This window comes from Cupriavidus pampae (genome assembly GCF_914271485.1).
Classification (GTDB): domain Bacteria; phylum Pseudomonadota; class Gammaproteobacteria; order Burkholderiales; family Burkholderiaceae; genus Cupriavidus; species Cupriavidus pampae.
The window spans coordinates 216,071-240,701 of sequence record NZ_CAJZAG010000011.1; the positions used below are offsets into that span (position 1 = coordinate 216,071).

At 65.0% G+C, this 24,631-nt stretch carries 23 protein-coding genes; 8 read left to right on the forward strand and 15 right to left on the reverse strand.

Annotated elements, in window-relative coordinates; translation table 11 throughout:
• Positions 1-44 precede the first annotated feature (44 nt).
• The 9 genes from LDO41_RS26505 to LDO41_RS26545 all read right to left on the reverse strand — a co-directional run bounded on the left by LDO41_RS26505 (position 45) and on the right by LDO41_RS26545 (position 8,431).
• Positions 45-581, reverse strand: a complete 537-nt coding sequence (locus LDO41_RS26505) for a TetR/AcrR family transcriptional regulator (protein ID WP_253074806.1) — start codon at positions 579-581, stop codon at positions 45-47.
• A 106-nt stretch (positions 582-687) separates the two neighbouring features.
• Entirely contained in the window at positions 688-1,638 is a 951-nt protein-coding gene (locus tag LDO41_RS26510; protein WP_223993761.1) for a 2-hydroxyacid dehydrogenase, read from the reverse strand.
• A gap of 6 nt (positions 1,639-1,644) precedes the next feature.
• Positions 1,645-2,688 (reverse strand): ABC transporter substrate-binding protein, encoded by a 1,044-nt coding sequence (locus LDO41_RS26515; protein WP_223993763.1) that lies wholly within the window; start codon positions 2,686-2,688, stop codon positions 1,645-1,647.
• 12 nt (positions 2,689-2,700) lie between these two features.
• Complete coding sequence (locus tag LDO41_RS26520) at positions 2,701-3,891, reverse strand: NAD(P)/FAD-dependent oxidoreductase (protein ID WP_223993765.1); 1,191 nt, start codon at positions 3,889-3,891, stop codon at positions 2,701-2,703.
• A complete protein-coding gene (locus tag LDO41_RS26525; RefSeq protein ID WP_223993766.1) occupies positions 3,884-5,308 on the reverse strand; it encodes an FAD/NAD(P)-dependent oxidoreductase in 1,425 nt (474 codons plus the stop codon). The genes LDO41_RS26520 and LDO41_RS26525 overlap by 8 nt, the downstream gene beginning before the upstream one ends.
• The gene (locus LDO41_RS26530; RefSeq protein ID WP_223993767.1) at positions 5,305-5,619 is read right to left on the reverse strand and encodes a (2Fe-2S)-binding protein; all 315 of its coding nucleotides are present in this window, start codon (positions 5,617-5,619) and stop codon (positions 5,305-5,307) included. The genes LDO41_RS26525 and LDO41_RS26530 overlap by 4 nt, the downstream gene beginning before the upstream one ends.
• Complete coding sequence (locus LDO41_RS26535) at positions 5,616-6,413, reverse strand: ABC transporter permease (RefSeq protein WP_223993768.1); 798 nt, start codon at positions 6,411-6,413, stop codon at positions 5,616-5,618. Before LDO41_RS26535 ends, LDO41_RS26530 begins: the two co-directional genes overlap by 4 nt.
• 15 nt (positions 6,414-6,428) lie before the next feature.
• On the reverse strand, positions 6,429-7,346 hold the full coding sequence (locus tag LDO41_RS26540; protein ID WP_377743294.1) for an ABC transporter permease: 918 nt from the start codon (positions 7,344-7,346) through the stop codon (positions 6,429-6,431).
• Positions 7,343-8,431 carry an ABC transporter ATP-binding protein gene (locus LDO41_RS26545; protein WP_223993769.1) on the reverse strand — a complete coding sequence of 363 codons (1,089 nt, stop codon included), beginning with the start codon at positions 8,429-8,431 and terminating at the stop codon, positions 7,343-7,345. The genes LDO41_RS26540 and LDO41_RS26545 overlap by 4 nt, the downstream gene beginning before the upstream one ends.
• Positions 8,432-8,613: 182 nt before the next feature.
• Between LDO41_RS26545 and LDO41_RS26550 the strand changes: the two genes are divergently transcribed.
• On the forward strand, positions 8,614-9,429 hold the full coding sequence (locus tag LDO41_RS26550; protein WP_223993770.1) for an IclR family transcriptional regulator: 816 nt from the start codon (positions 8,614-8,616) through the stop codon (positions 9,427-9,429).
• A 41-nt stretch (positions 9,430-9,470) separates the two neighbouring features.
• On the opposite strand, the gene LDO41_RS26555 is transcribed toward LDO41_RS26550, so the two are convergent.
• From LDO41_RS26555 to LDO41_RS26565, 3 genes are all read right to left on the reverse strand, one after another.
• Positions 9,471-10,274 carry a sterol desaturase family protein gene (locus LDO41_RS26555; protein ID WP_223993771.1) on the reverse strand — a complete coding sequence of 268 codons (804 nt, stop codon included), beginning with the start codon at positions 10,272-10,274 and terminating at the stop codon, positions 9,471-9,473.
• A 111-nt stretch (positions 10,275-10,385) separates the two neighbouring features.
• On the reverse strand, positions 10,386-11,765 hold the full coding sequence (locus tag LDO41_RS26560; protein WP_223993773.1) for an MFS transporter: 1,380 nt from the start codon (positions 11,763-11,765) through the stop codon (positions 10,386-10,388).
• A 69-nt stretch (positions 11,766-11,834) separates the two neighbouring features.
• Positions 11,835-13,115 carry an iron-containing alcohol dehydrogenase gene (locus tag LDO41_RS26565; protein WP_223993775.1) on the reverse strand — a complete coding sequence of 427 codons (1,281 nt, stop codon included), beginning with the start codon at positions 13,113-13,115 and terminating at the stop codon, positions 11,835-11,837.
• Between the two features lie 121 nt (positions 13,116-13,236).
• On the opposite strand from LDO41_RS26565, the gene LDO41_RS26570 reads away from it, so the two are divergent.
• Positions 13,237-13,950 carry a GntR family transcriptional regulator gene (locus LDO41_RS26570; RefSeq protein WP_223993777.1) on the forward strand — a complete coding sequence of 238 codons (714 nt, stop codon included), beginning with the start codon at positions 13,237-13,239 and terminating at the stop codon, positions 13,948-13,950.
• Positions 13,951-13,954: 4 nt separating this feature from the next.
• Here the strand turns inward: LDO41_RS26570 and LDO41_RS26575 are convergent, their stop codons facing one another.
• Positions 13,955-15,250 carry a GGDEF domain-containing protein gene (locus LDO41_RS26575; RefSeq protein WP_223993784.1) on the reverse strand — a complete coding sequence of 432 codons (1,296 nt, stop codon included), beginning with the start codon at positions 15,248-15,250 and terminating at the stop codon, positions 13,955-13,957.
• 722 nt (positions 15,251-15,972) lie between these two features.
• Positions 15,973-16,449, reverse strand: coding sequence for a hypothetical protein (locus LDO41_RS26580; RefSeq protein ID WP_223993786.1), 477 nt, complete (start codon positions 16,447-16,449; stop codon positions 15,973-15,975).
• 205 nt (positions 16,450-16,654) lie between these two features.
• On the opposite strand from LDO41_RS26580, the gene LDO41_RS26585 reads away from it, so the two are divergent.
• The 4 genes from LDO41_RS26585 to LDO41_RS26600 all read left to right on the forward strand — a co-directional run bounded on the left by LDO41_RS26585 (position 16,655) and on the right by LDO41_RS26600 (position 21,651).
• A complete protein-coding gene (locus LDO41_RS26585; RefSeq protein ID WP_223993787.1) occupies positions 16,655-17,743 on the forward strand; it encodes a tartrate dehydrogenase in 1,089 nt (362 codons plus the stop codon).
• A gap of 109 nt (positions 17,744-17,852) precedes the next feature.
• A complete protein-coding gene (locus tag LDO41_RS26590; protein ID WP_223993788.1) occupies positions 17,853-19,130 on the forward strand; it encodes a glycerate kinase type-2 family protein in 1,278 nt (425 codons plus the stop codon).
• Between the two features lie 15 nt (positions 19,131-19,145).
• Positions 19,146-20,564 (forward strand): pyruvate kinase, encoded by a 1,419-nt coding sequence (gene pyk, locus LDO41_RS26595; protein WP_223993789.1) that lies wholly within the window; start codon positions 19,146-19,148, stop codon positions 20,562-20,564.
• Positions 20,565-20,652: 88 nt separating this feature from the next.
• Positions 20,653-21,651, forward strand: a complete 999-nt coding sequence (locus LDO41_RS26600) for a Bug family tripartite tricarboxylate transporter substrate binding protein (protein ID WP_223993790.1) — start codon at positions 20,653-20,655, stop codon at positions 21,649-21,651.
• Between the two features lies 1 nt (position 21,652).
• Here LDO41_RS26600 and LDO41_RS26605 read toward each other — a convergent pair whose 3' ends face one another.
• On the reverse strand, positions 21,653-21,985 hold the full coding sequence (locus LDO41_RS26605) for a DUF2322 family protein (protein ID WP_223993792.1): 333 nt from the start codon (positions 21,983-21,985) through the stop codon (positions 21,653-21,655).
• Between the two features lie 220 nt (positions 21,986-22,205).
• On the opposite strand from LDO41_RS26605, the gene LDO41_RS26610 reads away from it, so the two are divergent.
• Both LDO41_RS26610 and LDO41_RS26615 read left to right on the forward strand, forming a co-directional pair.
• The gene (locus LDO41_RS26610; protein ID WP_223993797.1) at positions 22,206-23,462 is read left to right on the forward strand and encodes a Bcr/CflA family multidrug efflux MFS transporter; all 1,257 of its coding nucleotides are present in this window, start codon (positions 22,206-22,208) and stop codon (positions 23,460-23,462) included.
• Between the two features lie 101 nt (positions 23,463-23,563).
• The gene (locus tag LDO41_RS26615) at positions 23,564-24,547 is read left to right on the forward strand and encodes a sulfonate ABC transporter substrate-binding protein (RefSeq protein ID WP_223993802.1); all 984 of its coding nucleotides are present in this window, start codon (positions 23,564-23,566) and stop codon (positions 24,545-24,547) included.
• Positions 24,548-24,631 lie beyond the last annotated feature (84 nt).

Consider the following 24,631-nt stretch of genomic DNA (forward strand, 5'->3'; position numbering starts at 1 on the left):
TCGGGCACGTTCCCGACGGGGATGCCCGACGCTTGAGTCTGCTTTCAGTGCGCCGCAAGCCGGCCGACGACAAAGTCCGTCAGCTTGCGCATATCCTTGACGCCCGCACCGGCCCGCGCCGCAACCTGGAAGCCAGTCATCGTGGTCTGGATGAACGCGGCCCCTTCGCCGGGCTCGATACTCGCATCGATCTCGCCACGGGTCTGCCCTTCGCGAATCCGCTCGGCAATCCGCGCGCCGAGCGCTTGTGACACCTTCTGTGCAAGCTGACCCAGCTCGGCCTCGCTGGTACCGAATTCGCCCACCGCACTGACACCAAGACATCCGAGCGCGCGCAACGCATCATCCGACGGCACCAGCCCGTTCAGCAGATCACGGATGCCATCGAGCGGCGACGCGGGTCCATTGAGCCGCGTCAGATGCGCGCCGAGCATGTTCTGCTGATAGGTCTGCAACACCTCGAGATAGAGCTGCCACTTGTCGCCGAACGCGTTGTACATGCTCTGCCGGCCAATTCCCATGGCCTTGAGCAGATCGTCCGTGGACGTCGCGGCAAAGCCCTTCTGACGGAATAGCGTCATGGCACTGGTCAGCGCAGCATCGCGATCGAATTCTCTTGGTCTCACCATGGAGTGAAAGATAGTTGTTATGGACTGATGTGTCAATAACAAATTTCGGGCCCGGTGATCAATAGCCGCGCGCGGCCTCATACAGATCCGGAATCGGTGCCCCAGTTTCTGCCAGCCGGATCAGCGCGGCGGCGCGATGCGCGCGGTCGGTACGCGACGGCGTGGAGGCGCAATGCGGCGTGACCACGACGCTTGGGTGGGACCAAAGCACTGAATCCTGTGGCAGGGGCTCGATGTCGAACACATCGAGCATGGCGGTGTGCAGGTGTCCTTCATCGAGCAGCGCGAGCAGATCCGCGGTGACCACATGCGCGGCTCGTCCGGCGTTGAGCAGGCTCGCGCCACGTGGCAGCAGCGACAACCGCGCACGATCGGGCAGCCCCACGGTGTCGGCGGTCTGTGGCAATAAGTTGACGACGATGTCGCACTGCGCGAGAAAGCCCGGCAGCTGCCCCATCCCGTGATACGTGGTGACGCCCTCGATCGTCTTGGCCGATCGCGACCACCCCGAGGTCTGGAACCCTAGCGTCGCCAGATAGCGCGCCGCGTGCAGACCGAGCGCGCCCAGCCCCATCACGCCCACGCGCGTACGGCGCGCGAGTGGCATCTCGGGCGGAATGCGCCAGTGATGCTCGGCCTGCTGCCGCGCGATCGTGCGCATATCGCGCATCAGCATCAACGCGGCCATGCCGACGTACTCGGCCATGCCATCGCGTGTTTCGGGCAGGATCATGCGCGCCAGCGGCACGTGGCGCGGATAGTCGGGATCGGCCAGTACATGGTCCACGCCCGCGCCGGTACTGATGACGAGGCGCAGGTTCGGAAACCTGGCGAGCGCGCCGGCCTCCGGCTCCCACACCAGTGCGTGCGTCACCGCCGCCGGCACGATCTCCGGGTCTCCCCACATCCGTACCTCAGCCTCGGGCAGCGCGTGCGCGAACGCGGCGCGCCACTCGGGCATGGCGGCGGCGCCGCCGGACTTCACTACGACAAGCAGGCGCGCGGGCATCGTCGATCAGCGCTCCACCTGACGGTTCCACTGGCGATCCCAGTTCGAACGGTTCTGGTTGATCTGTGCCCAGTCGACGGTGACCGCGGTCTTCAGGTACTCCTTCATCTGCGCGAGTTCCTGGCCGGCCTTGCCGGTCGCCGCCACATCGGTATTGGTCGGGTTGTAAGAGCCACCCTCGAGCGCGGCCTTCTGCGCATCGACACTCAGCAGGTACGCCGCCAGCTTCTGCGACAACTCCTGCTCGGTGTTGTTGGCGATCACGCATTGCGCAACCATCAGCACCACCGCGCCTTCCTTCGGCGGCGCATACGCGACGGGCAGACCGCGCGACTGGAAGATCGTGGTCATGCTGGGCGTGAACGGGAATACGGCGGCCTCACCCGACTGCACCATCTCCGACAGCTTGGCGGAGTTGGACACGTACTCGAGCACGTTGGGGCCGACAGTCTGCGGCCATGCCTTGAAGCCCGGTTCCACGTTGCTCTCGTTGCCGCCGCGAATGCGATTCAGCATCAGAAAGCCGTGCAGCCCGAACGTCGACGACGGTATCGACTGGAACACGACCTTGCCCTTGTACTTCGGATCGCCAAGATCCTGCCAGCTGGTCGGCGGCGCCCACCCCTTCTCCTTGAAGATCTTGGTGTTGTAGCCGATGCCGGTCATGCTCATGGTCACACCGGTGGCCATATCGTTCTCGATATGCGCCTGCGGGTAGAGCTTCTTGGTGTTCGTCGATGCAGGCTGCCGTTCGCACAGTCCCATGCGGATGGCGCGATACATCAGACCATCATCCAGAAACATCAGGTGCAACTGCGGCTTGGCGCGCGCGGCCAGTGACTTGGCCAGAATATCGGAAGAGGTCCCCGGCACCACCACGATCTTCACATCATTGGCCTTTTCGAAGGCCTTGAACACGTGCTCCGAGTAGGTCTTCTCCATCGCGCCGCCATTCATGCCGACGTACAGCGTGCGCGTGGCGGCCTGCGCGGTGACCATCCCGCAGCACAGCGCGGCAATCGCACCCAAACCGGTGAGGATGTGTTTCATCAGTGAGCTCCTTTATGTCGTGGTGGCCTTGCGGCTTTCGTTATGCTGCGGTGATTGCGATTGCGTATGAGCGGTACTGGGTGGCGTGAAGCGACGCAGGTCGAAGGTGTCGATCGGTGTAGGCGTGCTGCCGTCGACCACGAGTTCAGCCAATACCTCTCCCGCTGCGGGGCCGATCTCGAAGCCGGCGCCCGAGAAGCCAAAGCCGTGGAACAGGCCCGGTGTACCCGGACTGGCACACAGCACCGGCTGCCGATCGGGCAGATAGCCCTCGATGCCGCTCCAGGTGCGAATGATCTGCGCATGTTCGAGTCGTGGCACCAGCGCGGCAAGGCTGCGCATCTGGCGAAACAGCGCCGTGGTAGTGGAACGGATCGCATCGACGCCGGCCGCTCCGGGTTCCACGCGACCGCCACCGAAGACGACATTGCCGCGCGCGACCTGCCGGCAATAGATATCGCCGCCCTCGATGCCAAGGCTCAACGAGAGGAAGTACGGCATTGGCTCGGTCACCGCCATTGCCGGATGTCCCTGCGTGAGCGGCACGTTATCGCCAAAGCGCGCGGCCAGCGGCGCGGCCCATGCCCCCGCGCAGTTGAGCAGATGGTCCGCCTGCACGGTCAGGCCCGCGGCCGTGGTGGCATGAAAGCCCGCGAGCGTGCGGCCGACTTCTACCACTTCCTCACGTTCGCGAATCACGGTACCCGCGTCGCGTGCCGCGCGGGCGAAGGCCGGCGCCACCAGACGCGGATTGGCCTGACCGTCCTCGGGGCTCAGCGACGCGCCCGCAAACCCTGCGCCAACCCACGGAAAGCGGGAGCGCAACTGCGCGGCGCCAATCAGTTCCAGTTCGAGACCGTATGCCGCGGCACCATCGCGATAGTGGACGAGCTTGTCGAAGTCCTCGGCGGTGCGCGCGAATTTCAGATGGCCGCTGCGCACGTACTCGCCATCGGTGCCAAGCAGTGTGGGCAGATCCTGCCAGATACGATGCGCGCGCTGGGCCAGCGGCAATTGGCCGAATGCCCGCCCCTGCCGCCGCACGCCGCCGAAGTTGATGCCGCTCGAGCGCGCACCGCACAGGTCGCGCTCCAGTAGCACGACGGATACACCGCGCCGACGCAAGGCGATCGCGGCCGAGGTGCCAACGATACCGCCGCCGATGATCAGGACGTCGGTCTTGAGCAATTCGCGCTCAGCCATGGGACACCTCCGCCGCCACGGTCGCCCGCGGCTCGGTGATGTCATCTTCGGCGAACGCCGAGATCGGCACGGGCTTGATCGGTGCCTGCCCGCGCAGCCGACCAATGCGATCGAGCGGCTTACCGCAGGCGTGCGCCACGATCTCCGCGCCAGCCGCGCCGCACATACGGCCCTGGCAACGACCCATGCCGAGCCGGCACAGTGCCTTGACGCGATTGATCTCGTCCGCGCCAAGCGTGGCGACGGTGTCGCGGATATCGCCCGCAGTCACCGCCTCGCAGCGGCACACCAGCGTGTCATCGGACACCTGCGCGGCCCAGTCCTGCGGGAACGGGAACGCGCGCTCGATGCCAGTCCGGAACTGCTCGATGCGTGACAGTTCGGTATCGAGAGCCGCCAATCTCGCATTGTCGCGATGCACGCCACGCTGCGCGAGCAATTGCAACGCGGCGCGCTCGCCCGCACGTTCGGCACCATCGGCACCGAGAATGCGCGCGCCATCGCCCGCTACATAGACGCCAGGTACCGAGGTCACGCCACGATCCTGCTCCACGAGGTGCGCGCGCTGCAGCGCATCGAACACGAAGCGGCAGCCGAGCAGGTCCGCAAGCTGATGTTCGGGGCGCAAACCATAGCCGAAGCCAAGCGCGTCGCAGGCGATCGTCCGCACGTCGTCACTGCCGCGCGGTTGCCACCGCACCGCGCTTACGGAGGTCTCACCATCCACGCTCACAAGCTGAGCGCCCTGATGCACAGGCACCCCATGCGCGCGCAGCCATGCCACGTAGTACAGGCCTTTGGCCAGCACCGCGGGCAGGCGGGTCATCGCGGGCACCGCGCGCAGCTGCTCGCCCGGTGTCGCGTAATCGAGCACCGCGCGCACACGTGCGCCAGCCTTGCGATATTGATAGGCCACGAGGTATAGCAGCGGACCGCTGCCCGCAAACACCACGTCGCGACCGATCGCGCAGCCCTGGAACTTGAGCGCGATCTGCGCGCCGCCAAGCGCATAGACGCCGGGCGTGGTCCAGCCGGGCACCGGCAGGATGCGATCGGTGGCGCCGGTGGCGAGAATCACGTCGCGCCACGCCACCTGCGTGTAGCGATTGCCGGTGGCGTGCCACAGATCCAGATGCCGCGGGCCCGCATTCCATACGAGCTGCCCTGGCAGGTAATCGACGTGCGGCAGCAAATCCTCGAACGTATCGTGGATCGCGCGCGCACGGCCGGCCTCGAAGCCATACAGCTGCGTGATAGGCCGCTCGAAACCCGGCGGCTGCTGGCGATAGATCTGTCCGCCCCAGCGTGGCGCTTCGTCGATGACGAGCGGCCGCACGCCATGACGCACGAGCGTCTGCGCGGCGCGCACGCCGGCAGGCCCCGCACCGACGATGACCGTAGCGGGTTCGCGCGTCATGCCGCCTCCACGGTTTGCGTCACGGGTGTTCCGGGCTCCGTCATCAGGCACATGCCCGGTTGCAGCATCGTCGTGCAGGCCCGCACGCGTTCGCCGCCCGCAGTCCAGACGATGCAGTCGTGGCAGGCGCCCATCATGCAGAAACCCGCGCGCGGTGTGGCCGTGAACTCGTTGTCGCGCAGGCGGCGCCGCTGCGTCAGAATCGCGGTCAGCACGGTATCGCCCGCCAGCGCCTCGCAGCGCTCGCCATCAAGTTCGAACGCGACCACGGCGCGCTGGCGCTCCTGCAGCCGTTGCAGTTGTCCTGTCATCCCGTACGCCCCACGAGCATGCGATCGAGTCCGTAGACGCGGTCGATCATCAGCATCGCCACCGCGGTCAACGCAATCATCAGTGCCGACACCGCCGCCATCATCGGATCGACGGATTCAGTCGCGTACATGTACATGCGCACCGGCAACGTCACCGTGGACGGCGAGGTCACGAACACCGACATCGTCACCTCGTCGAAGCTGTTGATAAACGCCAGCATCCAGCCGCCGGTCACACCGGGCAGGATCATCGGCAGTGTGATGCGGCGGAACACGGTGGCGCGACTGGCGCCGAGCGAGATCGCCGCCTGCTCGGCGCTGGCGTCGAAGCCCGCGAGCGCGGACACCACCTGCCGCATCACGTATGGGGTGATGACCATCGCATGGGCCAGCAGCAGCCAGCCGAGGCTGCCCGCGCCGCCCACCAGCGAGAACATGCGCATCAGCGCCACACCGAGCACGAGGTGCGGAATCAGCAGCGGCGACAGCAGCAGCGCGTTGATGGCATTGCGTCCCGGAAATGCATAGCGCGTGATGGCGATGCCGGCCGGCACGGCGAGCAGGCAACTCAGTGTCGCGCTGCACGCGGCCAAACCCAGACTGATCCAGAACGAATGGAGGAACTCGTCGTGCTCGAACAGCGTGTGGAACCAGCGCAGCGAGAACGACGTGGTCGGCAGCGTCAGCGTTTCCGCGGGGGTGAACGCCACGAGGCAGACGACCACCAGCGGTGCCAGCGTAAAGGTCACCACGAGCGCGTTAAAGATCAGGGCGAGCGGTCCGTTCTTGTTCATCGCGATATCCCTCGTTTAACCCAACCGCTTGCGGTAGCGCTGCTCGAGCAGCCGGTTATAGCTGAGCATGATCAGCAGATTGGCCAGCAGCAGCACGATCGCAAGTGCGGCACCAAGCGGCCAGTTCAGCGTGTTCAGGTATTCGTCGTAGACCAGCGTCGCCACCATCTTGAGGCGACGCCCGCCGAGCAGGCCGGGAATGGCGAACGAGCTCGCGCTGAGACCGAACACGATCAGGCTGCCGGACAGGATGCCCGGCGTCATCTGCGGCAGCACGATGCGGCGCAGCGTCGTGAAGAACGAGGCATTGAGCGAGAGCGCGGCATCGGCGGCACTCGGATCAATCTTCTGCAGCGTGGTCCAGACCGGGATGATCATGAACGGCAACATCACGTGCACCAGGCCGATGACGATGGCGGTGTTCGTGTACAGCAGCTTCACTTCTTCGAAGCCGAGCGCCTGCAGCCCCTGATTCACCAGCCCGCCGTTGCCGAGCAGGATGCTCCAGCCAAACGCGCGCACCACCACCGATACCAGCAGCGGGGCCAGCACCACCACGAGCAGGATCGAGCGCCACGGATTGCGCATGCGGCTCAGGATATAGGCCTCGGGCACGCCGATCAGCACGCTCAGCAAGGTCACCACCAGCGCGATCCAGAACGTGCGCCACAGAATCGCGTAGTAGTACGGGTCCGTGACGATGGCCACGAAGTTCGACAGCGTCACGCCATCGACCATCGTGCCGAGGTTGTGATCGAACACGCCGAACGCGAGCACGGCGGTAAGCACCAGCGGCGTCACCAGCATGACAAGGAACAGCACCACACCGGGCGCGGTCATCAGCCACGGCGTGGCATGGCTTGCGCGCGGGGCGTCCATCGCGCCGGGTTGACCGGATGCCGCGGTGTCGGAAGCCGGAACGGTGGTGCTCATGCCGCCACCGCCTGCATCGCGTCCGCTGGCATGACGGCGGGCAGCACGCGCACGCTCGCGTCGTCCCAGGTGATGCCAGTGGTGGCGCCATCCGCTACCGCGACGGCGCCATCGTTGCCCGACATCGCCACGAGTTCGCCAAGCGGTGTATCGAGGCGATAGAGCCAGTGGCTCCCGAGGAAGAAGCGCTCGGCCACGCGTCCATCGACGCGTCCGGCACCGGCCGGCGTCAGACGGATCTTCTCCGGACGCAGGCTGAACAAGATGGCCGTTCCCGCCGCCAGTGTCACGGCGGGCGCGGCCAGCGGCAGCCCGGGCAGCGCGTCGAGTACCACGCCATTGGCGGCGGCACTGACTCGCCCGGGGAGCAGATTGCTCTTGCCGACGAAAGACGATACGAATGCGTTGGAGGGCTGCTCGTACAGCGCGTAAGGCGCGTCTGCCTGCACCAGCATGCCCTGCTCCATCACCACGACGCGATCACTGACCGACAGCGCCTCGTGCTGGTCGTGCGTCACCATGATCGTGGTGGTGCCCACCGTACGTTGAATACGGCGCAACTCGAACTGCATCTCCTCGCGCAGCTTGGCGTCGAGGTTCGACAGCGGTTCATCGAGCAGCAGTACGGGCGGCTCGATCACCAGCGCGCGCGCCAGTGCCACGCGCTGCCGCTGGCCACCGGACAGCTCGCGCGGATAGCGCCCTTCACGGCCTTCCAGATGCACCAGCGCCAGCACACGCTTGACGCGCGCTTCCTGCTCGCTACGCGAAACCTTGCGCATCTCCAGTCCGAAGCGCACGTTTTCGGCCACCGTCATGTGCGGAAACAGCGCGTAGCTCTGGAACACGATGCCCAGCCCACGCGTGTTCGGGCGCGCATGCGTGATGTCGCGCCCGTCCAGCGTGATGCGCCCCTGCGAGACCGGCGTGAAGCCCGCGATCATCTGCAGGCAGGTCGTCTTGCCGCAGCCCGAGGGACCGAGTAGCGAAACGAATTCGCCTTGTTCCACCGACAGGTTCATCGACTTGACGACCTGGAGGTCGCCATAGAACTTGCTCACATTGCTCAGGGCTAGGAAGGACATGGGGGCGATTTCCTTGACGTGTCTCTATGCGTGTTCTGGTCTCGTCTTCATTTGAGCAGGAAATATTCCCGTTTGCGTGGATAATTCGAGTGAACGTGATTTTTTTCGTTTTTATTTCGATGAACGAAATTAGTGCACGATTCGCACGCGTTCCAATTTCATCCACAGGAAAATCGTCACTCATGGAAGACCCGCAGGAAACAGGCGTCGGCGGCGCGGCCCGCATCATGGCGGTGATGCGGGTGCTCGCGATGCACCAGGCCAGCGCATCGCGCATCAAGGATGTGGCGGAACAGGCAGGATTGACGCAAGCGACCACGCACCGCGTGCTGCAATCGCTGGTCAAGGAGGGGATGGTCGAGCAGGATGCGCGCACCAAGCGCTACCGGCTTGGCATCGAATTCTTCGTGCTGGCGGCGCAGGCCGGCAACGTCAACGGACTACGGCAGTTATGCCGACCCGTCCTGCTGCGTCTTGGTGCGCGGCTCAATGACGCGATCTTCCTGCTGGTGCGCAGCGGCTTCGACGCGATCTGCCTGGACCGCAATGAAGGGCCCTATGCGATCCGCACGTTCACGGGTGGCGTCGGTGGGCGCGTGCCGCTGGGCGTCGGCCAGGCCGCGATGGCGATCCTCGCGTTCCTGCCCGAGGCCGAGCGAGAGGCCGTACTGCAATTCAATCTGCCGCGGCTACGCGAGTTCGGCGTGCATGACGAGGTGTCGCTGCGCAGCGAGGTGGAGGTGATCCGCGAGTGCGGCTACGCCTCGCGACGCACCGGCCTGCTCGAAGGCATGGCCGGTGTCGCGGTGCCGATTCTCGATCGCGAGGGCCGCGCGGTGGCCGCGCTGGGCGTGGGCACGCTGATCGAGCGCCTGAGCCCGGAGCGGTTGCCGATCGTGGTGGAACTGATGAAGCGCGAGGCCGCCACGGTCACGCAGCAGATCAATCCGTTCGATCCCACCTTGTGGAACCCCGCAGCGGAACTCGCGAACCGTTAGGTCGCACGACGCTCACAAGACAATCACACGATAAGCAGCCCTTATGCCATCGCACGCTGTTCGTCGTCATCGAGCACCGGTCCGTCGAGCGTCACGCGCGAATGGTCGGTGCGGAACTTCTGGATGATCGGCTTCAGTTCTTCCTTCACGTGCGTTTCGCTATAGCCGTTGAACAGATGGCCGAGCAGGCCGCGGCGCAGGTCAGAGGTGCCCATGATGTAGTCCGCGATCGGGAACGTGAGGTTCATGTTGTACTTCATCATGATGCCCATGTTGTGATGCGCGGTATGGTGACGGCGAATCGTGTTGATAAAGGGCATGTTGCGCACGAACCAGTTGTCGTGGACGTGGCAGCAGTAGTGGAACGTCTCGTAGAGCAGGTATTGCGCGACCATCGTGATGAACACGAAATAGCCCGCATTGGTGTTGAACAGCAGCGAGGCCAGATAGCCAAGCCCGCAACCGCCCACGCCCAGCGTGATCAGCACACGCCACGGAAAGAACACGATGCGAAACTCACGCGTGGTGTCGATGGTCGGTTCCTGGTCAGTGAAGTACTGGTGATGCTGCCGCGTGTGACGCTCGTAGATCGCGCGCAACGCAAAGACGTCGATGCGGCGATGCATGACATATCTATGCATAAACCACTCGACGAAATTACCGGCCAGAAAGACGGGCAGGATCAGCGTCCATTCCCACGTCACGCCGTGCAGTTTGCCGATCGTGTAGTACAACGCGGCGGCACCCACGCCGTAGATCACGATCACATGCAGCAGGCCATTGTAGGCCGGATGGATATCTGCCTTGTATTGCGCCCGGAACTGGCGCTGGCGTTCGGTCATCATGTTGCGTCTCCATGCGGACCAACTAATATTCACTAACATATTAGTTGGATATAAAAAAGGTTGACGGGTAAAAAAGCCCCTGCGCACAGGGGCGTGATGAAAAACGGGTCGTTACTGCGAAACCTCCTCGAGCGATTTGCCACGAGTCTCCACACCGAGCACGAGCACCACGACCGCGGCCAGCGCGAACGACAGCGCGCCGAGCGTGAACACGCCGCCCTGCCCCGTCAGCGGCAACAGCACGCCAACGAGGTACGGTCCCACCAGCGAACCGATGCGGCCAATCGATGAGGCAAAGCCCGAGCCAGTGGCACGCGAGCGCGTCGGATACAGCTCCGGCGTATAGGCATAGAGCACCGACCACATGCCGAACATAAAAAACTGCATGCACAGCCCCGCGGCGATCAGTTGTTCCACCGGCACCTTGTTCACGGCAGCCTGTCCGTAGGCGAACGCAGCCAGTGCGCTACCGAGCAGCATCAGCGCGCTGGTCGGCTTGCGCCCCCACTTCTCGAGCAGCCATGCCGAGAAGATAAAGCCCGGAATGCCGGCCAGCGAGATGTACACCGTGTAGAGCACCGACTTGGTCACCGCATAGCCGGCCTGCTGCAATAATGCGCCGAGCCAGGTCGTCAGCCCGTAGTAGCCGAGCAGCGCGAGAAACCACACCGACCACAGCATGACGGTGCGGCGCGCATACGGGCCGCTCCACAACTCCATGAAGCGCGCCTTGCGATTCGTGACCGGCGCACGGCTGTAAGCGGCCGACACCGCCGGCAATGGTTTGCCCGAGGCGCGCTCCACGCGTTGCTCGATGCCCGCCATCACGGCATCGGCCTCGCGCGTGCGGCCCACATCCTCGAGCCAGCGCGGCGACTCCGGCACCATCCGGCGCACCGCGAAAACGAAGATCGCTGGCACCGACAGCGCGATGAAGATGCCGCGCCAGCCAATGACCGGCAACAGCGCGTACGTCAGCACACCTGCGGCGATAAAGCCGAGCGGCCAGAATCCTTCAAGAATCGCTACATACTTCCCGCGGCTTTTCGCGGGCACGATCTCGGACACCATCGAGAGACCGATCGGAAACTCCATGCCCATGCCAAACCCGAGCAATACGCGATAGAGCATCAGCGTAGTGACATCCTGCGCAAACCCGCACATCAGGCTGCCCACGCCCCAGAAGATCATGCTGATCTGGAACACCGGCTTGCGGCCGAAGCGGTCGGCCAGCAGGCCCGCGATCGCGGCGCCGAGGAACATGCCGAGAAAGCTCGAACTGGCCAGCATGCCAGTCTGCGTGGCGGTGAGCCCGAACTCCGCCTTGATCGAGCCGAGCACGAACGTCATCAGCCCAAGGTCCATCGAGTCGAAGAACCACGCGGTGGCGATGATGCCGAACAACGAGCGCTGGTATCGCGTCATCGGTAATCGTTCCAGCCGCGCCGCGATGCTCGTCTCGAGCTTGAGGGCGCCTACGGACATGTCCATGCTTGTCTCCTGTTTGCAGGTGTCACGCGCTCGTTGACGGCGCGTTTGTCTTGGAAACCGATTGCGTGGTCAGGCCACGCGGCGTTGCGGCGCTGCCCGCGCATCGTCGAACGAAAGTCTTCCGGCCCACGCATTGCGCACGATGCGCGCATACCTTGCGTCCACATCGGGCACGGGAAACGCTTTGGCCAGCCGTGTCACGGCCAGCGCATCGCGCGTGAGTGTGTCGAGGTCGCCCTCCTCGATGCCGCATGCCGCGAGCGTGATCGGCACGCCGAGCGCGCCGATCAGCTCGCGCAGCACCGCGGGCAAACGTTCGATGGCAGCGTCCGCGTCGACATCGTCCACGTCGAAGAGCCGTGCGATCGTCAGTAGTTCATCACGCCTGACATCGCGTAGCGCATCCAGGACGTAGGGCAGCATCACGGCATTGGTGGTGCCATGCGACAGATGCGTGAGGCCGGCTACCGCATAGGCGATGCCGTGCACGGCGTTGAGCCCCGCACTGCCGTACGACAGCGCGGCGTAGACACTGGCGTGGCTCATGCCGGTACGCGCGTCGCGCATCGCGGCGCTGCCGTCGGTAGCGTGACTGCGGCGCAGATGCCGCGCGCACAACCGGATCGATTCCCGCGCGAACAGCATCGTCAGCGCGTTGCGACCGCTATAACCGGGATCCGGATCGTCGCCGCGCTCGAACTGCGCCGCATCCATCGTCAGGTAAGACTCGACGGCATGCGTGAGCGCATCGATACCGGCATCGGCGGTGACGCGCGGCGGACAGGTGTAGGTGAACTCGGGATCGATCAGCGCGACCGCCGGCCGCAGGCGGTTGTCCATCACGGCCACCTTGGTGGCGTTGTCGGGATCGACGAGGATCGCGCCAGGTGTGGCTTCCGAGCCGGTGCCGGCCGTGGTCGGCATGGCGATCAGCGGCAGCACCGGCGTAGCGCTGTCGATCCGGCCGATAAAGGTGCGCACCGGCGCGCCGGCCGGCAGCGTCAGGCAAAGCGCCTTCGCGAGGTCGATATTGCTGCCGCCGCCGAGCGCAATCACATGGTCGAGCGGGAGGTCACCGCGCGCGTGCAGAGCCGCAGTCGCGTCGTCGCACAACGTCGTGGTCGGGTCGGGTGCGCCGCCGTCATAGACGGTCAGTGTCACCCCATGCGCGCGGGCACCGCTTACCAGCTCTTCAACCCATGGCGTCGATAACGTGAAGAACCTGTCGGTCACGATCAGCCCGCGCTGGTACCCGAGCCGCTGCAGCAGCGCCGGCAGCCGCGTGCGCGCGCCGGCGCCCATGATCAGCCGCGCCGGGGCGCAAAAATGGACGAGGTCCTCCACGCTCATGCTGTCTCCTGTGGGGTACACAAATGGTGTACATCTAATATATTACTGACATGCTAGCAGAAAACATTCAGGATGCAAGGACCGGATAGAATGGCCGCACCGCGTCCGCAGACCATCACTCATGACCGCAAGAACCGCTTCCCGCGCCCGTGCCGCGGCCGCTCCGGAACCCGAAGAACCCGCGGGTCAGCGCGGCAAGCTGACCGATCAGGCGTACGAACAGATCGAGGAAGCGATCGTCACGCTGCGGCTGGCGCCGGGCAGTTCGGTGTCGGAGTTGCAGTTGAGCGAGATGACGGGAATCGGCCGCACGCCGATTCGCGAAGCGATCCAGCGCCTGGCGCGCGAGCATCTGATCATGGTGTTGCCGCAGCGCGGCCTGCTGATCGCGCCGATGGACGTGGCGCGTCAGTTGCGCCTGCTGGAGACGCGGCGCGAGGTGGAACGGCTGATCTGCCGCAGCGCGGCCAAACGTGCCACTGCGGAGCAGCGCGAGCATTTCAAGCGGCTGGCCACCGAGTTCCAGCAATCGTCACGCAGCGGCGACGACATTACGTTCGTGCGCGCCGATCGCGAGTTCAATGAGCTATGCCTGGTGGCCGCGCGCAACGAGTTTGCCGAGGGTTCGATGCGGCTGATGCATGGGTTGTCGCGGCGCTTCTGGTATCTGCATTACAAGGAAGCGGCGGACCTGCCCACGATGTCGAAGCTCCATGCGGCCGTCGCCTCGGCAATCGCGCGCGGCGATGTCGAGGCAGCCGGCCAGGCGCTTGACGCGCTGCTCGACAATATCGAGGAATTCACGCGCGCAACCGTGCTCGGGGATTACCGGTAACGCATCAGCCGGTGATACTCGGCTCGCTTCGCCCCTGCGTCGGGGGACCGTCGGCAAGTGCCGCGCGTCCCCGCGTATCGATGTCCAGCCCGGTCAGCGGAAACGGCAGATTGCCCGGATGCGCCCCCGCGCGCGATAGCTCATCGGTCCACTGCAGGCAGCGGATACTGTTGCGGCCCGACTTCTTCGCATCGTAGAGCAGCGCATCGGCCGCCGCGATCAGCGTGGCCTCCGACACCGTGCGCCGGATCGTCGCGAAATTCGCCGACAACACGCCGATGCTCATCGTCGCCGCAATCTCCTTGCCCGAGACATCGGGAATCGGATTCTGCTCGACCGCCGCGCGCAGGCGTTCCGCCACGCGCATGCCGCGCTCGAGGTCGGTCTGCGGCAGCACCAGCAGGAATTCCTCGCCACCGTAGCGCACCACGCTGTCCAGTTCTCCGCGTGTCATCGCCTGCAGCGTGCCCGCCACGTGCTGCAGCACCGCGTCACCGCTCTGGTGGCCGTAGCTGTCGTTGATGCGCTTGAAATGATCGATATCGCAAACCATCAGCGTGATCCACTGACGGCCCTTGCGCGCACGCATCATTTCCGAAGGTAGCAACGTCGCATGCAGATGCCGCCGGTTGAAACAGCCGGACAGATGGTCGCGGATCGACAGGTGCTTGAGCTCCATCAGCACGCGATACTCGTCGCGCCAGAGCTGGTGATAGCGGCGCGCCGCGACGATGCCGAAGCTGTTGACGAGCAGCAGCAGCATCGACATCGTGATGTCGTCGGACGGCTTGAGTTCGCCGCGCTCCAGCGCGATGACGATAAACGCCAGCGTGGCCGCGAATGCGATGGCAACCGAAGTGATCAGGCGGTTCGGGATGAACACATAGACCACGACCAGCATGATGCACAGCGACATCGCATGCCACGGCAACTCGCCCGCGCGATACCAGACCACGAGCATGAACACCGCCATGCCGACGATCTCGGCCGCGCTGGCCGCCATGCGATGCGGCGCGATCGTATGAATCTCGTCGCGCACCATGTAGAGACCGAAACACGCCGTGAATGCCACCAGCAAGCGCCCGACCAGCAGCACCAGCGCGGGCGTACCGTAGCCGAGCGCCGCGAAATCGGTGAGCGAGAACGCTACGTAGAAGAGTGAGCAGAACACGAGCGTCAGACGCAGCGACGCACGCGTGCGATCGAGGTGATGACGTTGGAAATCCCGCTCGGTGTCGGGATCGACAAACTCCACGCGCACAGAATCGATCGAGAAATCGGTGTGGACAGCGGCTTTCAATGTCGGGGACGCAGATACCAGAAGGGTGCAATGTAGTACAAACTGACCTGCGCCGGTACGCCTTCTGCACATGCGGCCTGACATTTGTGGACTGTCCGGCGCATGCGCTGTGATCTGGCTTCCGCCGCAGCGGGGCAGGCTTCGGCGCCCATTCCGATTGCGGAGGACACCCGATAAATGCCGCAGCATAAACAACCGATTATTTCGAATCTGATTATGTTGGCATTTTTAGCATTATCTCAGCACAGAATCAATTCGGTCGCCGCATCGAGTCTTGGATGATTGGGACAAATCTGTCCCGCACGCATCAACTTGAGGACTCTCCACCAGCCGATGACCTCGATATGCCTCGGCTTGCCCGGATCATAGAGTTCCGCGTACGACTCCTGCAGCGTGATGGGCGAGCGGATGATCCGAAGACGGTATCCACCCTTCAATTGCCGCACGATGCGTATCTGATTGGTTGACAGCCCCATAATGCTTCGCGACGAATGTTCGTCCCCTCCACTCTCGTTATGTGGGGCAGGTCCGCAAATGTCGTGCCGCATTGGATGGCGCGCAGTTAATGGCCGGCAGAAGCCTCTTTTTTAGTTGCTTAAGTTATTGCGAGTACGCACGGTGTGTCGTTGCGCGACACTTTGCATCGATGTAAGTGACCAATCACTACTTGTCATCCGCTGCGTAAGGGTTACCGGGCCGTGCAGTGATGACACGCTTACGCGTTAGACGAACTTCCCGTTGCTCAACGCAAACACGTGGGATTGCTCGCACCGCAGCGGGCGATCTTTCAGGTCCGATCCCGCATTGACGGGCCACGCCACAGGGTCACCACAAGTCGGGCACTCCGTTGCAAAGTGAGTAGGCGGCCCATCCCGGCTGGTCGAGCGAAGGCGCACCTCGGAGAGGAACAGATCGAACAACGGGACCTTGCGCCGTGACTCGGTTGCGTTCTGCAACGCAGTCCTGACTGGCAGGAAGCCCGCCAGCAGGTCCGCGGGCACGCCGGACGCTTCGGCCATATCCGCGGCACTCGCGCCAACGAGGTCGCCGACGGTCGCGTCATCCGGCAGCAGGCTGCAGAGCACAAGCAGCGCCGCGCCTTCCGCTGAACCCAGGCGCGTATCCAGCACGGATCCCACGCTATGGCTGAGCCGATCCTGCAAGGCCGATGTCTGGGGATTCTTGCTGATGGAAAGCATTGACCTCCTTGCCAGGTAGCAGTACCGCTTACAGCATGGGCATTCGAACGCCTGACTGTCGACCCTGCTCGGGGAGGGGAGTTTCACTACCCATCCTTAATTTGAAGTTAAGAATGGCTTAACTTCCGCGCCGATCCAGCGCGGTCTGCTGACGACAGAATGCATCCAACGCAATAAAGCGCTGAACGTTGATCAGGAGACAACCATGAAGACATACAAGATCGCCACCATCCCCGGCGACGGCATTGGCAAGGAAGTCGTGCCCGCGGGCCGCGAGGTCATGGAAGCGCTGGTCGCGGCTGGCGCCGACTTCCGCTTCGAGTTCGAAGACTTCGACTGGGGCGGCGACTACTACCGCAAGCACGGCATGATGATGCCGGTCGATGGCCTCGATGCGCTGCGCGGCAAGGACGCTATCCTGTTCGGCTCCGCCGGCGACAACCAGATTCCCGATCACATTACGCTGTGGGGCCTGCGCCTGAAGATCTGCCAGGGCTTCGACCAGTACGCCAACGTGCGCCCGACGCGCATCCTGCCCGGCATCGACGGCCCGCTCAAGCGCTGCGCGCCGGAAGACCTGAACTGGGTCATCGTGCGCGAGAACTCGGAAGGCGAATACTCGGGTGTGGGTGGCCGCGTGCATCAGGGCCATCCGATCGAAGCCGCGACCGATGTCTCGATGATGACGCGCGTGGGCGTCGAGCGCATCCTGCGTTTCGCCTTCCGTCTGGCGCAGTCGCGCCCGCGCAAGTTCCTGACGGTGATCACCAAGTCCAACGCACAGCGCCATGCGATGGTGATGTGGGATGAAGTGGCCGTGCAGGTAGCCAAGGAATTCCCGGACGTCACGTGGGACAAGGAACTGGTCGATGCCGCCACCGCGCGCATGGTCAACCGTCCGAAGTCGCTCGACACCATCGTCGCCACCAACCTGCACGCCGACATCCTCAGCGATCTCGCGGCCGCGCTGGCCGGCAGCCTCGGCATCGCACCGACCGGCAACATCGATCCCGAGCGTCGCTATCCGTCGATGTTCGAGCCGATCCACGGTTCCGCGTTCGACATCATGGGCAAGGGCCTCGCCAATCCGGTGGGCACGTTCTGGTCCGTCGTCATGCTGCTGGAACACCTCGGCGAGAACGCCGCCGCGCAACGCGTGATGGCCGCGGTCGAATCGGTCACGGCGAATCCCGCGCTGCATACCGGCGACCTCGGCGGCAAGGCCACCACGGTGCAGGTGACGCGCGCCGTGTGCGACTACCTGAAGCAGGCCGCGGTCGCCAAGGCCGCCTGACGCTTTCCGCTGTTTCGCTGGTGCATGACCCGCGCCCGGTCACCCCGGGTGCGGTGGGCCGCTGCTGGCCCGCAGGAACCACAGCCGACAGAGCTGGATGGAGACACGCATGATCCAACAGGACGCACGCGCGCTGCTACGCAGGATGTTCGACGCCGCCATCGCGGCCGCACAGCCTGCGCTCACGCTCGCGCGCCATCTGCCCGCACCGCCCACGTCACCGCGTGGCCGGACCATCGTGATCGGTGCCGGCAAGGCGTCGGCCGCGATGGCCCAGGCGCTGGAAGCTGCGTGGCCCGGTCCGCTCACGGGACTCGTGGTGACGCGCTACGGTTACGCCGTCCCGTGTCAACGCATCGAGATCGTCGAAGCAGCCCACCCGGTGCCCGATGCGGCCGGCCTCGATGCCGCGCGGCGCATGCTCGAACTCGTGTCGGGACTCACCGCTGACGATCTGGTCATCTGCCTGATCTCCGGCGGCGGGTCGGCGCTGTTGCCACTGCCGCTGGCGGGTCTGACGCTCGCGGACAAGCAAGCCATCAATCGCGCGCTGCTCGACTCCGGCGCGAGCATCACCGAAATGAACTGCGTGCGCCGCCATCTGTCGGCGATCAAGGGTGGCCGCCTTGCGCTCGCCTGCCATCCGGCGCGCGTGCACAACCTGCTGCTCTCCGACGTGCCCGGCGACGATCCGATCGATATCGCCTCCGGCCCCACCGTTCCCGATCCGACGACTTGTGCCGATGCGCTCGATATCGTGCGGCGCTATGGCATCGCGGTGCCCGACCACGTGATGGCGGTGCTTGCCACCGACGCCGCCGAGACCGTCAAACCCGGCGACTCGCGTCTGCCGCGCATCGACACCACGCTGATCGCCACGCCGCGCATGGCACTCGACGCTGCCGCCGAAGTGGCGCGCGCCGCGGGCTTTGCCACCTACGTGCTTGGCGACGCGCTCGAAGGCGAAGCACGCGACGTGGGCAAGGTGTTCGGTGCCATCGCGCGTCATGCGGCGCAGACCGGCCAACCGTTCGCGCCACCCTGCGTGCTGCTGTCGGGCGGCGAAACCACCGTGACCGTGCGCGGCAACGGCCGGGGCGGTCGCAATGTCGAGTATCTGCTGGCGCTTGCGCTGAAGCTGCGCGGCACGCCCGGCGTATTCGCGCTGGCGGGCGACACCGATGGCGTCGATGGCCGCGAGGAAATCGCCGGCGCGTTCGTCACGCCGGACACGCTGGAGCGTGCGTGGCAACAAGGCTTGCGCGCGCAGGATGCGCTGGCCAATAACGACGGCCACAGCTTCTTCGGCGCGCTCGGCGATGCCGTAGTGACCGGGCCAACCCTGACCAATGTGAATGATTTTCGGGCGATTCTTATCGCGCCCTGATTTGGAGGATGTCCAATGCGACGCCTGCGCAATGCCAAGATCGTGGCCACACTCGGCCCCGCGAGTAGCACCCCCGAACAGATCGACGCGCTGTTCGACGCCGGTGCCGATGTGTTCCGGCTCAATTTCAGCCATGGCACCCATGAAGATCACCACCAGCGCCTGGAGACGATCCGCGCGATCGAGCGCGAGCGCGGCCGTCCGATCGGCGTGCTGCTGGACCTGCAAGGCCCGAAGCTGCGCATCGGCACGTTTGCCGATGGCCCGGTGCAACTCGGCGCGCAGGCCTCGTTCCGCCTCGACCTCGATCACACCACGCCCGGCTCCGTCACGCGTGTGAGCCTGCCCCATCCGGAGATCTTCGCGGCGCTGCACGAGGGGGCGGAGCTGCTGCTCGACGACGGCAAGATCCGCCTGCGTGTGGATCGCTGCGGTACGGACTTCGCGCAGACCACGGTCATCGACGGCGGCATGCTGTCCGATCGCAAGGGCGTCAACGTGCCCGGCGTGGTGCTGCCGATGTCGGCGATGACGGAGAAGGATCGCCGCGACCTCGACTTCGGCCTGACCCTCGGGGTGGACTGGATCGCGCTGTCGTTCGTGCAGCGCGCCGAGGACATCGAGGAGATCAAGGCCATCGTCGATGGCCGCGCGGGCATCGTCGCCAAGCTCGAGAAGCCCGCGGCAATCCAGAGTCTCGATGCGATCGTGGCCGCGGCTGACGCGGTGATGGTGGCGCGCGGCGACCTCGGCGTGGAAATGCCGGCCGAACTCGTCCCCTCGCTGCAGAAGCAGATCGTGCGCGCGTGCCGCAAGGCCGGCAAGCCCGTGATCGTGGCCACGCAGATGCTCGAATCGATGATCGCCGCACCGGTGCCCACGCGCGCCGAAGCCTCCGACGTCGCTACCGCGATCTACGACGGCGCCGATGCCGTGATGTTGTCGGCGGAGTCCGCCTCGGGTCGCTATCCCGTGGAAGCGGTGGCGATGATGAACCGCATCGTTACGCGTACCGAATCCGATCCGCTCTATCACGATGCCATTCAGGCCTCGCATACCCCGCCGCGCGCGGAAGCGGCCGATGCCATCGGCTACGCGATGCGGCACGTGGCCGCGCTGCTCAAGGTGCCCGCCACCGTGGCCTACACCAGCTCCGGCTACTCGGCGCTGCGCATGGCGCGCGAGCGTCCCGAGGTACCGATTCTCGGCATGACGCCGCGCGTGGCCACCGCGCGCCGCCTGGCCCTTGTGTGGGGCGTGCATGCGGTGCTGTGCCACGAGGTGGTGGACGTGCTCGAGATGACCGAGCTCGCCAGTCGCACGGTGCGCAAGGAGGGCTTTGGCGAATGCGGCCAGCCGATCGTGATTTCCGCCGGGCTGCCGTTCGCGGTGGCCGGCACCACCAACCTGCTACGCATCGCCCAGGTGCAGTGATACCGCGACATCAGAAGCAAAAGGCAGAGGCAAAAGGCAGAAGCATCAGCAACGCCTGCAGTAACCATAACGATATCGGAGACAGATCATGCGTACCTTCACCCTTCAGCGTGTCTTGCAAGCGTCGTTGCTCGCGCTTGCCGTCGGCGCGGTGGCCACGTCCACCACAGCCCTGGCTCAGGACAAGGATTGGCCCGCCAAGCCAATCAGCCTGATCGTGCCGTTCCCGTCCGGTGGCACCACCGACGTGCTGGCGCGCGCGCTCGGCGATCAACTCTCGAAGCAGCTCGGCCAGCCGGTCATCGTCGAGAATCGCCCCGGCGCGGGCGCGACCGTTGGCGCCGACTTCGTGGCCAAGGCCAAACCCGATGGCTACACGTTGCTGATGGGCGCGGTACACCACACGATTGCGACCAGCGTGTACAAGAAGTTGCCGTACAGCTTCCAGAAGGATCTCGCGCCGATCTCGCCGATCGCGCTCGTGCCGAACGTGATGGTGGTGAATCCGGCCAAAACGCCGGTGAAGAACGTGGCGGAGTTCGTGGCGCTCGCGAAGAAGGCCTCGCCCGAGTTCTCGTATGGGTCCAACGGCAATGGCACCGCGCAGCATCTGATCGGTACGCAGTTCCAGGCCATCACCGGCACGCAGCTGCTGCACGTGCCCTACAAGGGTAGCGGTCCGCTGACGACTGACTTGCTCGGCGGTCAGGTTACGCTGTCGTTCGACACGCTGACCACGGTGCTGCCGCACGTGAAGGCCGGCAAGCTCAAGGCCCTCGCCGTCACCACGGCCAAGCGCTCGAGCGCGTTGCCCGATGTGCCGACGATGGAAGAGGCAGGCCTCAAGGGCTTCGATATCGGCACGTGGTTCGGCGTGCTCGCGCCCGCCGCCACGCCGAAGCCGCTCGTCGCGCGCCTGAACGCGGAGATCGTCAAGATCGTGAACTCGCCCGAATTCCAGCAACGCATGCTGGCGGCCGGCGCCGAGCCGCTGTCGAGCACGTCGGAAGCGTTCGCCAAGCGCATCGATGACGAAACCGTGAAGTTCGCGGGACTCGTCAAGGAAGGCAAGGTCACGATCGAGTAACTCAGGCGTTGCTGATCACCCGGATGTCGAGCGCGGGCGCACCGCCCGCGATGGCCAGCAGGCGATCGACATTCGGATGCGCGCCAGGCCGGTTACGCGCGTCGGCGGTGTGCTCGCCGAACACCGCCAGACCCTGTCCGGCCGCGGCGGCGTCGAGCTTGCCGAACGTCGCGCGCAGGTAGTTGTAGACGGCAACCGAGCCCTGCTTGCCGGGCACGTTGTCGATGGTGGCTACCACCGCGCCGGCTGCATCCACGAGCTCGATGCGGGCGATGGCATCGATGGCGGGCAGTTGGGCGAGGTTGTCCTTGAATACGCTGGTCGGTTGAAACACTGCAAGCACTCCGTAAGGTTGGGGATCGAAAACGGGCGTAATGGTACCCCTCTGCGGGCAATTGGTCGTCCATGTCGCCCATGTCGCCCATATGTGAAGCACGTTCAAGAGTGCATCCGCGTTCCAGGGCTTAAAGCCTTGGGGTAAACGCCGTAAGATCTCACATTCCTCTCCTGTGCGTTCCGCCTCACGGAACGCGCCTCTACCGGACCTTCTCAGCATGCAGCCCTGCTCTACGCCGCCGGTCACCCCAGCGGCCCCCACGGCAGCGACCACGCCCGCAAGCTCGATCGCCAACCCGCTGCGCCTGATGCTGATTCTCAGCGCGCTGATGTCCTTTGCCTCGATCTCCACGGACATGTACCTGCCCGCGCTGCCCGCTATCGCGCGCGAGTTGCATGCCAGCGCGGCCAGCATCGAACTGACGCTGTCGGCGTTCCTGATTGGCTTCAGCGCGGGACAGTTGCTATGGGGCCCGCTCGCCGACCGCCACGGCCGGCGGCTGCCGATTGCGGCGGGGCTGGTGCTGTTCGTGATCGGCTCGGCCGGCTGCGCGCTGTCCACCACGGTGTGGCAGATGATGGGCTGGCGCGTGGTGCAGGCGCTGGGCGCCAGCGTGGGCCCGGTGCTGGCGCGGGCGATGGTGCGCGACCTCTATGCGCGCGAGGACGGCGCGCGCATGCTGTCGACGTTGATCCTGATCATGGGCATCGCGCCGCTGGCCGGGCCGTTGCTGGGCGGGCAGATCCTGTCGTTCTGGAACTGGCAGGGCATTTTCTGGACACTCGTGATCGTCGGTTTGCTGACCATCGGCGCGCTGCGCTTCCTGCCGGAAACGCTGCCGCCCGCGCGACGCGTGACGACACCGCTGCGCTACGTCTTCCACGATTACGCCGCGCTGTTCCGCGATGCGCGGCTGATCGGCTACGGCCTGTCCGGTGGGTTCTATTACGCGGGCGCCTATGCGTTCGTCATTGGCACGCCGTTCGCGTATATCGAGTACTACCACGTGTCGCCGCAAAACTACGGCCTGCTGTTCGGCGTCAACGTGCTGGGCATGATGGCGGCCAACTTCGTCAACGCGCGGCTGCTGCGCGCGATCGGCAGCGCACGGCTGTTCCATCTGGGCACGTGGATCCTCGCGCTGTCGGGCATCGTGCTCGCGGTCAATGCGTACTTCGGCTGGGGCGGACTCGTCGGACTCGTGCTGCCGCTGTTCTTCTACATGTCGATGAACGGCTTTATCGTCGCCAACTCCGTCGCGGGCGCGCTGGCAGCGTTTCCGCACAAGGCGGGCTCGGCATCGTCGCTGCTGGGCGCGATGCACTATGGCAGCGGCATCGTCAGCGCGGCGCTGGTCGGCTGGTGCGCCGATGGCACACCGTGGACGATGGCCTGGATCATGGGTGCGGCGGGCGTCGGCAGCCTTGTGACGTCGATAATCTCCACGCACATCCACGCCCGCCGCATAACGTAATGCGGCCGCACCGCATGCCAACATGACAATACGTTCGTTCCCGTCGAGGGGCGATTCTGGTGACCATAGCCGGTCCCAACCCATCTCGACAGGAACGAATCATGGCCTACCTGACTCCCTGGCTCCGCCGGATCACCACCGCCTTGAGCGCAAGCACGCTGCTGGCGGGCATCACACTCACCGCTCCGGCCCATGCGGCCGACCAGACCATCCGCGTCGGCTTTCAGAAGGCCGGCCTGCTCGCGGTGCTCAAAGCACAGGGCTCGCTCGAGAAAAAGCTGGCGCCGCTCGGCTACAAGGTCGAGTGGAAGGAATTTCCCGCCGGCCCGCAACTGCTCGAAGCACTGAATGCCAACGGCATCGACTTCGGCTACACCGGCGCGCCACCGGCCGTGTTCGCGCAGGCCGCCAAGACTGACTTCGTCTACGTCGGCGCCGAGCCCGGCGGCAAGTCCAACGAGGCGCTGTTCGTGCTCGATAACTCGTCGGTGCGCACCGTCAGCGATCTCAAAGGCAAACGCATCGCGGTGCAGAAGGGTTCGAGCTCGAACTACCTGCTGGTTCAGTTGCTGAAGAAGAACGGCCTGTCGTTCGCCGATATTCAGCCGATCTACCTGCCGCCCGCCGACGCGCGCGCCGCGTTCGAGTCCGGCAAGGTCGACGCGTGGGTCGTGTGGGACCCGTACTACGCGCTGGCCCAGCAGTCGCTGAAGGTGCGCACCGTGGCCGACTACGAGAATGTGCCTTCGCCGTTCAACTTCTATGAGGCCTCGCGTCGCTTCACCGAAGCCAATCCGAAGGCCATCAACGCGGTGCTCGAGCAGTTGCGAGCCACGGGTCAGTGGGTCGTCAAGAACCCGTCGGAAACCGCGGCATTGCTCGCGCCGTCGCTGGGCTTGCCCCTCCCCGTCGTGGAGACCTGGCTCAAGCGCGTACCGTATGGCGTCACGCCAATCACGCCGGAAGTCGTGGCGAGTCAGCAGCGCGTGGCCGATCTGTTCCACGAACAGAAGCTGATTCCCACCCCGGTGGTGGTCAGCCAGAACGTGTGGCAGGCCAACTTCTCGCTCGCGGCCACCAACTAACTCAGGCTGGGGCGCAAGCGCGGAAGTACATATCCTTATCCTGATTCCTTCGTTCCCAGCGACACACGGCCCACCCTATGCTTG

What these genes read in the sequence shown, in the direction of transcription:
- LDO41_RS26590 (WP_223993788.1), top strand. Translation starts at nt 17,853, where the DNA reads ATGATCCAACAGGACGCACGCGCGCTGCTACGCAGGATGTTCGACGCC.
- LDO41_RS26535 (WP_223993768.1), bottom strand. Translation starts at nt 6,413, where the DNA reads ATGAACAAGAACGGACCGCTCGCCCTGATCTTTAACGCGCTCGTGGTG.
- LDO41_RS26610 (WP_223993797.1), top strand. Translation starts at nt 22,206, where the DNA reads ATGCAGCCCTGCTCTACGCCGCCGGTCACCCCAGCGGCCCCCACGGCA.
- LDO41_RS26585 (WP_223993787.1), top strand. Translation starts at nt 16,655, where the DNA reads ATGAAGACATACAAGATCGCCACCATCCCCGGCGACGGCATTGGCAAG.
- pyk (WP_223993789.1), top strand. Translation starts at nt 19,146, where the DNA reads ATGCGACGCCTGCGCAATGCCAAGATCGTGGCCACACTCGGCCCCGCG.
- LDO41_RS26560 (WP_223993773.1), bottom strand. Translation starts at nt 11,765, where the DNA reads ATGGACATGTCCGTAGGCGCCCTCAAGCTCGAGACGAGCATCGCGGCG.
- LDO41_RS26600 (WP_223993790.1), top strand. Translation starts at nt 20,653, where the DNA reads ATGCGTACCTTCACCCTTCAGCGTGTCTTGCAAGCGTCGTTGCTCGCG.
- LDO41_RS26580 (WP_223993786.1), bottom strand. Translation starts at nt 16,449, where the DNA reads ATGCTTTCCATCAGCAAGAATCCCCAGACATCGGCCTTGCAGGATCGG.
- LDO41_RS26515 (WP_223993763.1), bottom strand. Translation starts at nt 2,688, where the DNA reads ATGAAACACATCCTCACCGGTTTGGGTGCGATTGCCGCGCTGTGCTGC.
- LDO41_RS26565 (WP_223993775.1), bottom strand. Translation starts at nt 13,115, where the DNA reads ATGAGCGTGGAGGACCTCGTCCATTTTTGCGCCCCGGCGCGGCTGATC.
- LDO41_RS26615 (WP_223993802.1), top strand. Translation starts at nt 23,564, where the DNA reads ATGGCCTACCTGACTCCCTGGCTCCGCCGGATCACCACCGCCTTGAGC.
- LDO41_RS26520 (WP_223993765.1), bottom strand. Translation starts at nt 3,891, where the DNA reads ATGGCTGAGCGCGAATTGCTCAAGACCGACGTCCTGATCATCGGCGGC.
- LDO41_RS26555 (WP_223993771.1), bottom strand. Translation starts at nt 10,274, where the DNA reads ATGATGACCGAACGCCAGCGCCAGTTCCGGGCGCAATACAAGGCAGAT.
- LDO41_RS26540 (WP_377743294.1), bottom strand. Translation starts at nt 7,346, where the DNA reads ATGAGCACCACCGTTCCGGCTTCCGACACCGCGGCATCCGGTCAACCC.
- LDO41_RS26550 (WP_223993770.1), top strand. Translation starts at nt 8,614, where the DNA reads ATGGAAGACCCGCAGGAAACAGGCGTCGGCGGCGCGGCCCGCATCATG.
- LDO41_RS26510 (WP_223993761.1), bottom strand. Translation starts at nt 1,638, where the DNA reads ATGCCCGCGCGCCTGCTTGTCGTAGTGAAGTCCGGCGGCGCCGCCGCC.
- LDO41_RS26545 (WP_223993769.1), bottom strand. Translation starts at nt 8,431, where the DNA reads ATGTCCTTCCTAGCCCTGAGCAATGTGAGCAAGTTCTATGGCGACCTC.
- LDO41_RS26530 (WP_223993767.1), bottom strand. Translation starts at nt 5,619, where the DNA reads ATGACAGGACAACTGCAACGGCTGCAGGAGCGCCAGCGCGCCGTGGTC.
- LDO41_RS26570 (WP_223993777.1), top strand. Translation starts at nt 13,237, where the DNA reads ATGACCGCAAGAACCGCTTCCCGCGCCCGTGCCGCGGCCGCTCCGGAA.
- LDO41_RS26505 (WP_253074806.1), bottom strand. Translation starts at nt 581, where the DNA reads ATGACGCTATTCCGTCAGAAGGGCTTTGCCGCGACGTCCACGGACGAT.
- LDO41_RS26525 (WP_223993766.1), bottom strand. Translation starts at nt 5,308, where the DNA reads ATGACGCGCGAACCCGCTACGGTCATCGTCGGTGCGGGGCCTGCCGGC.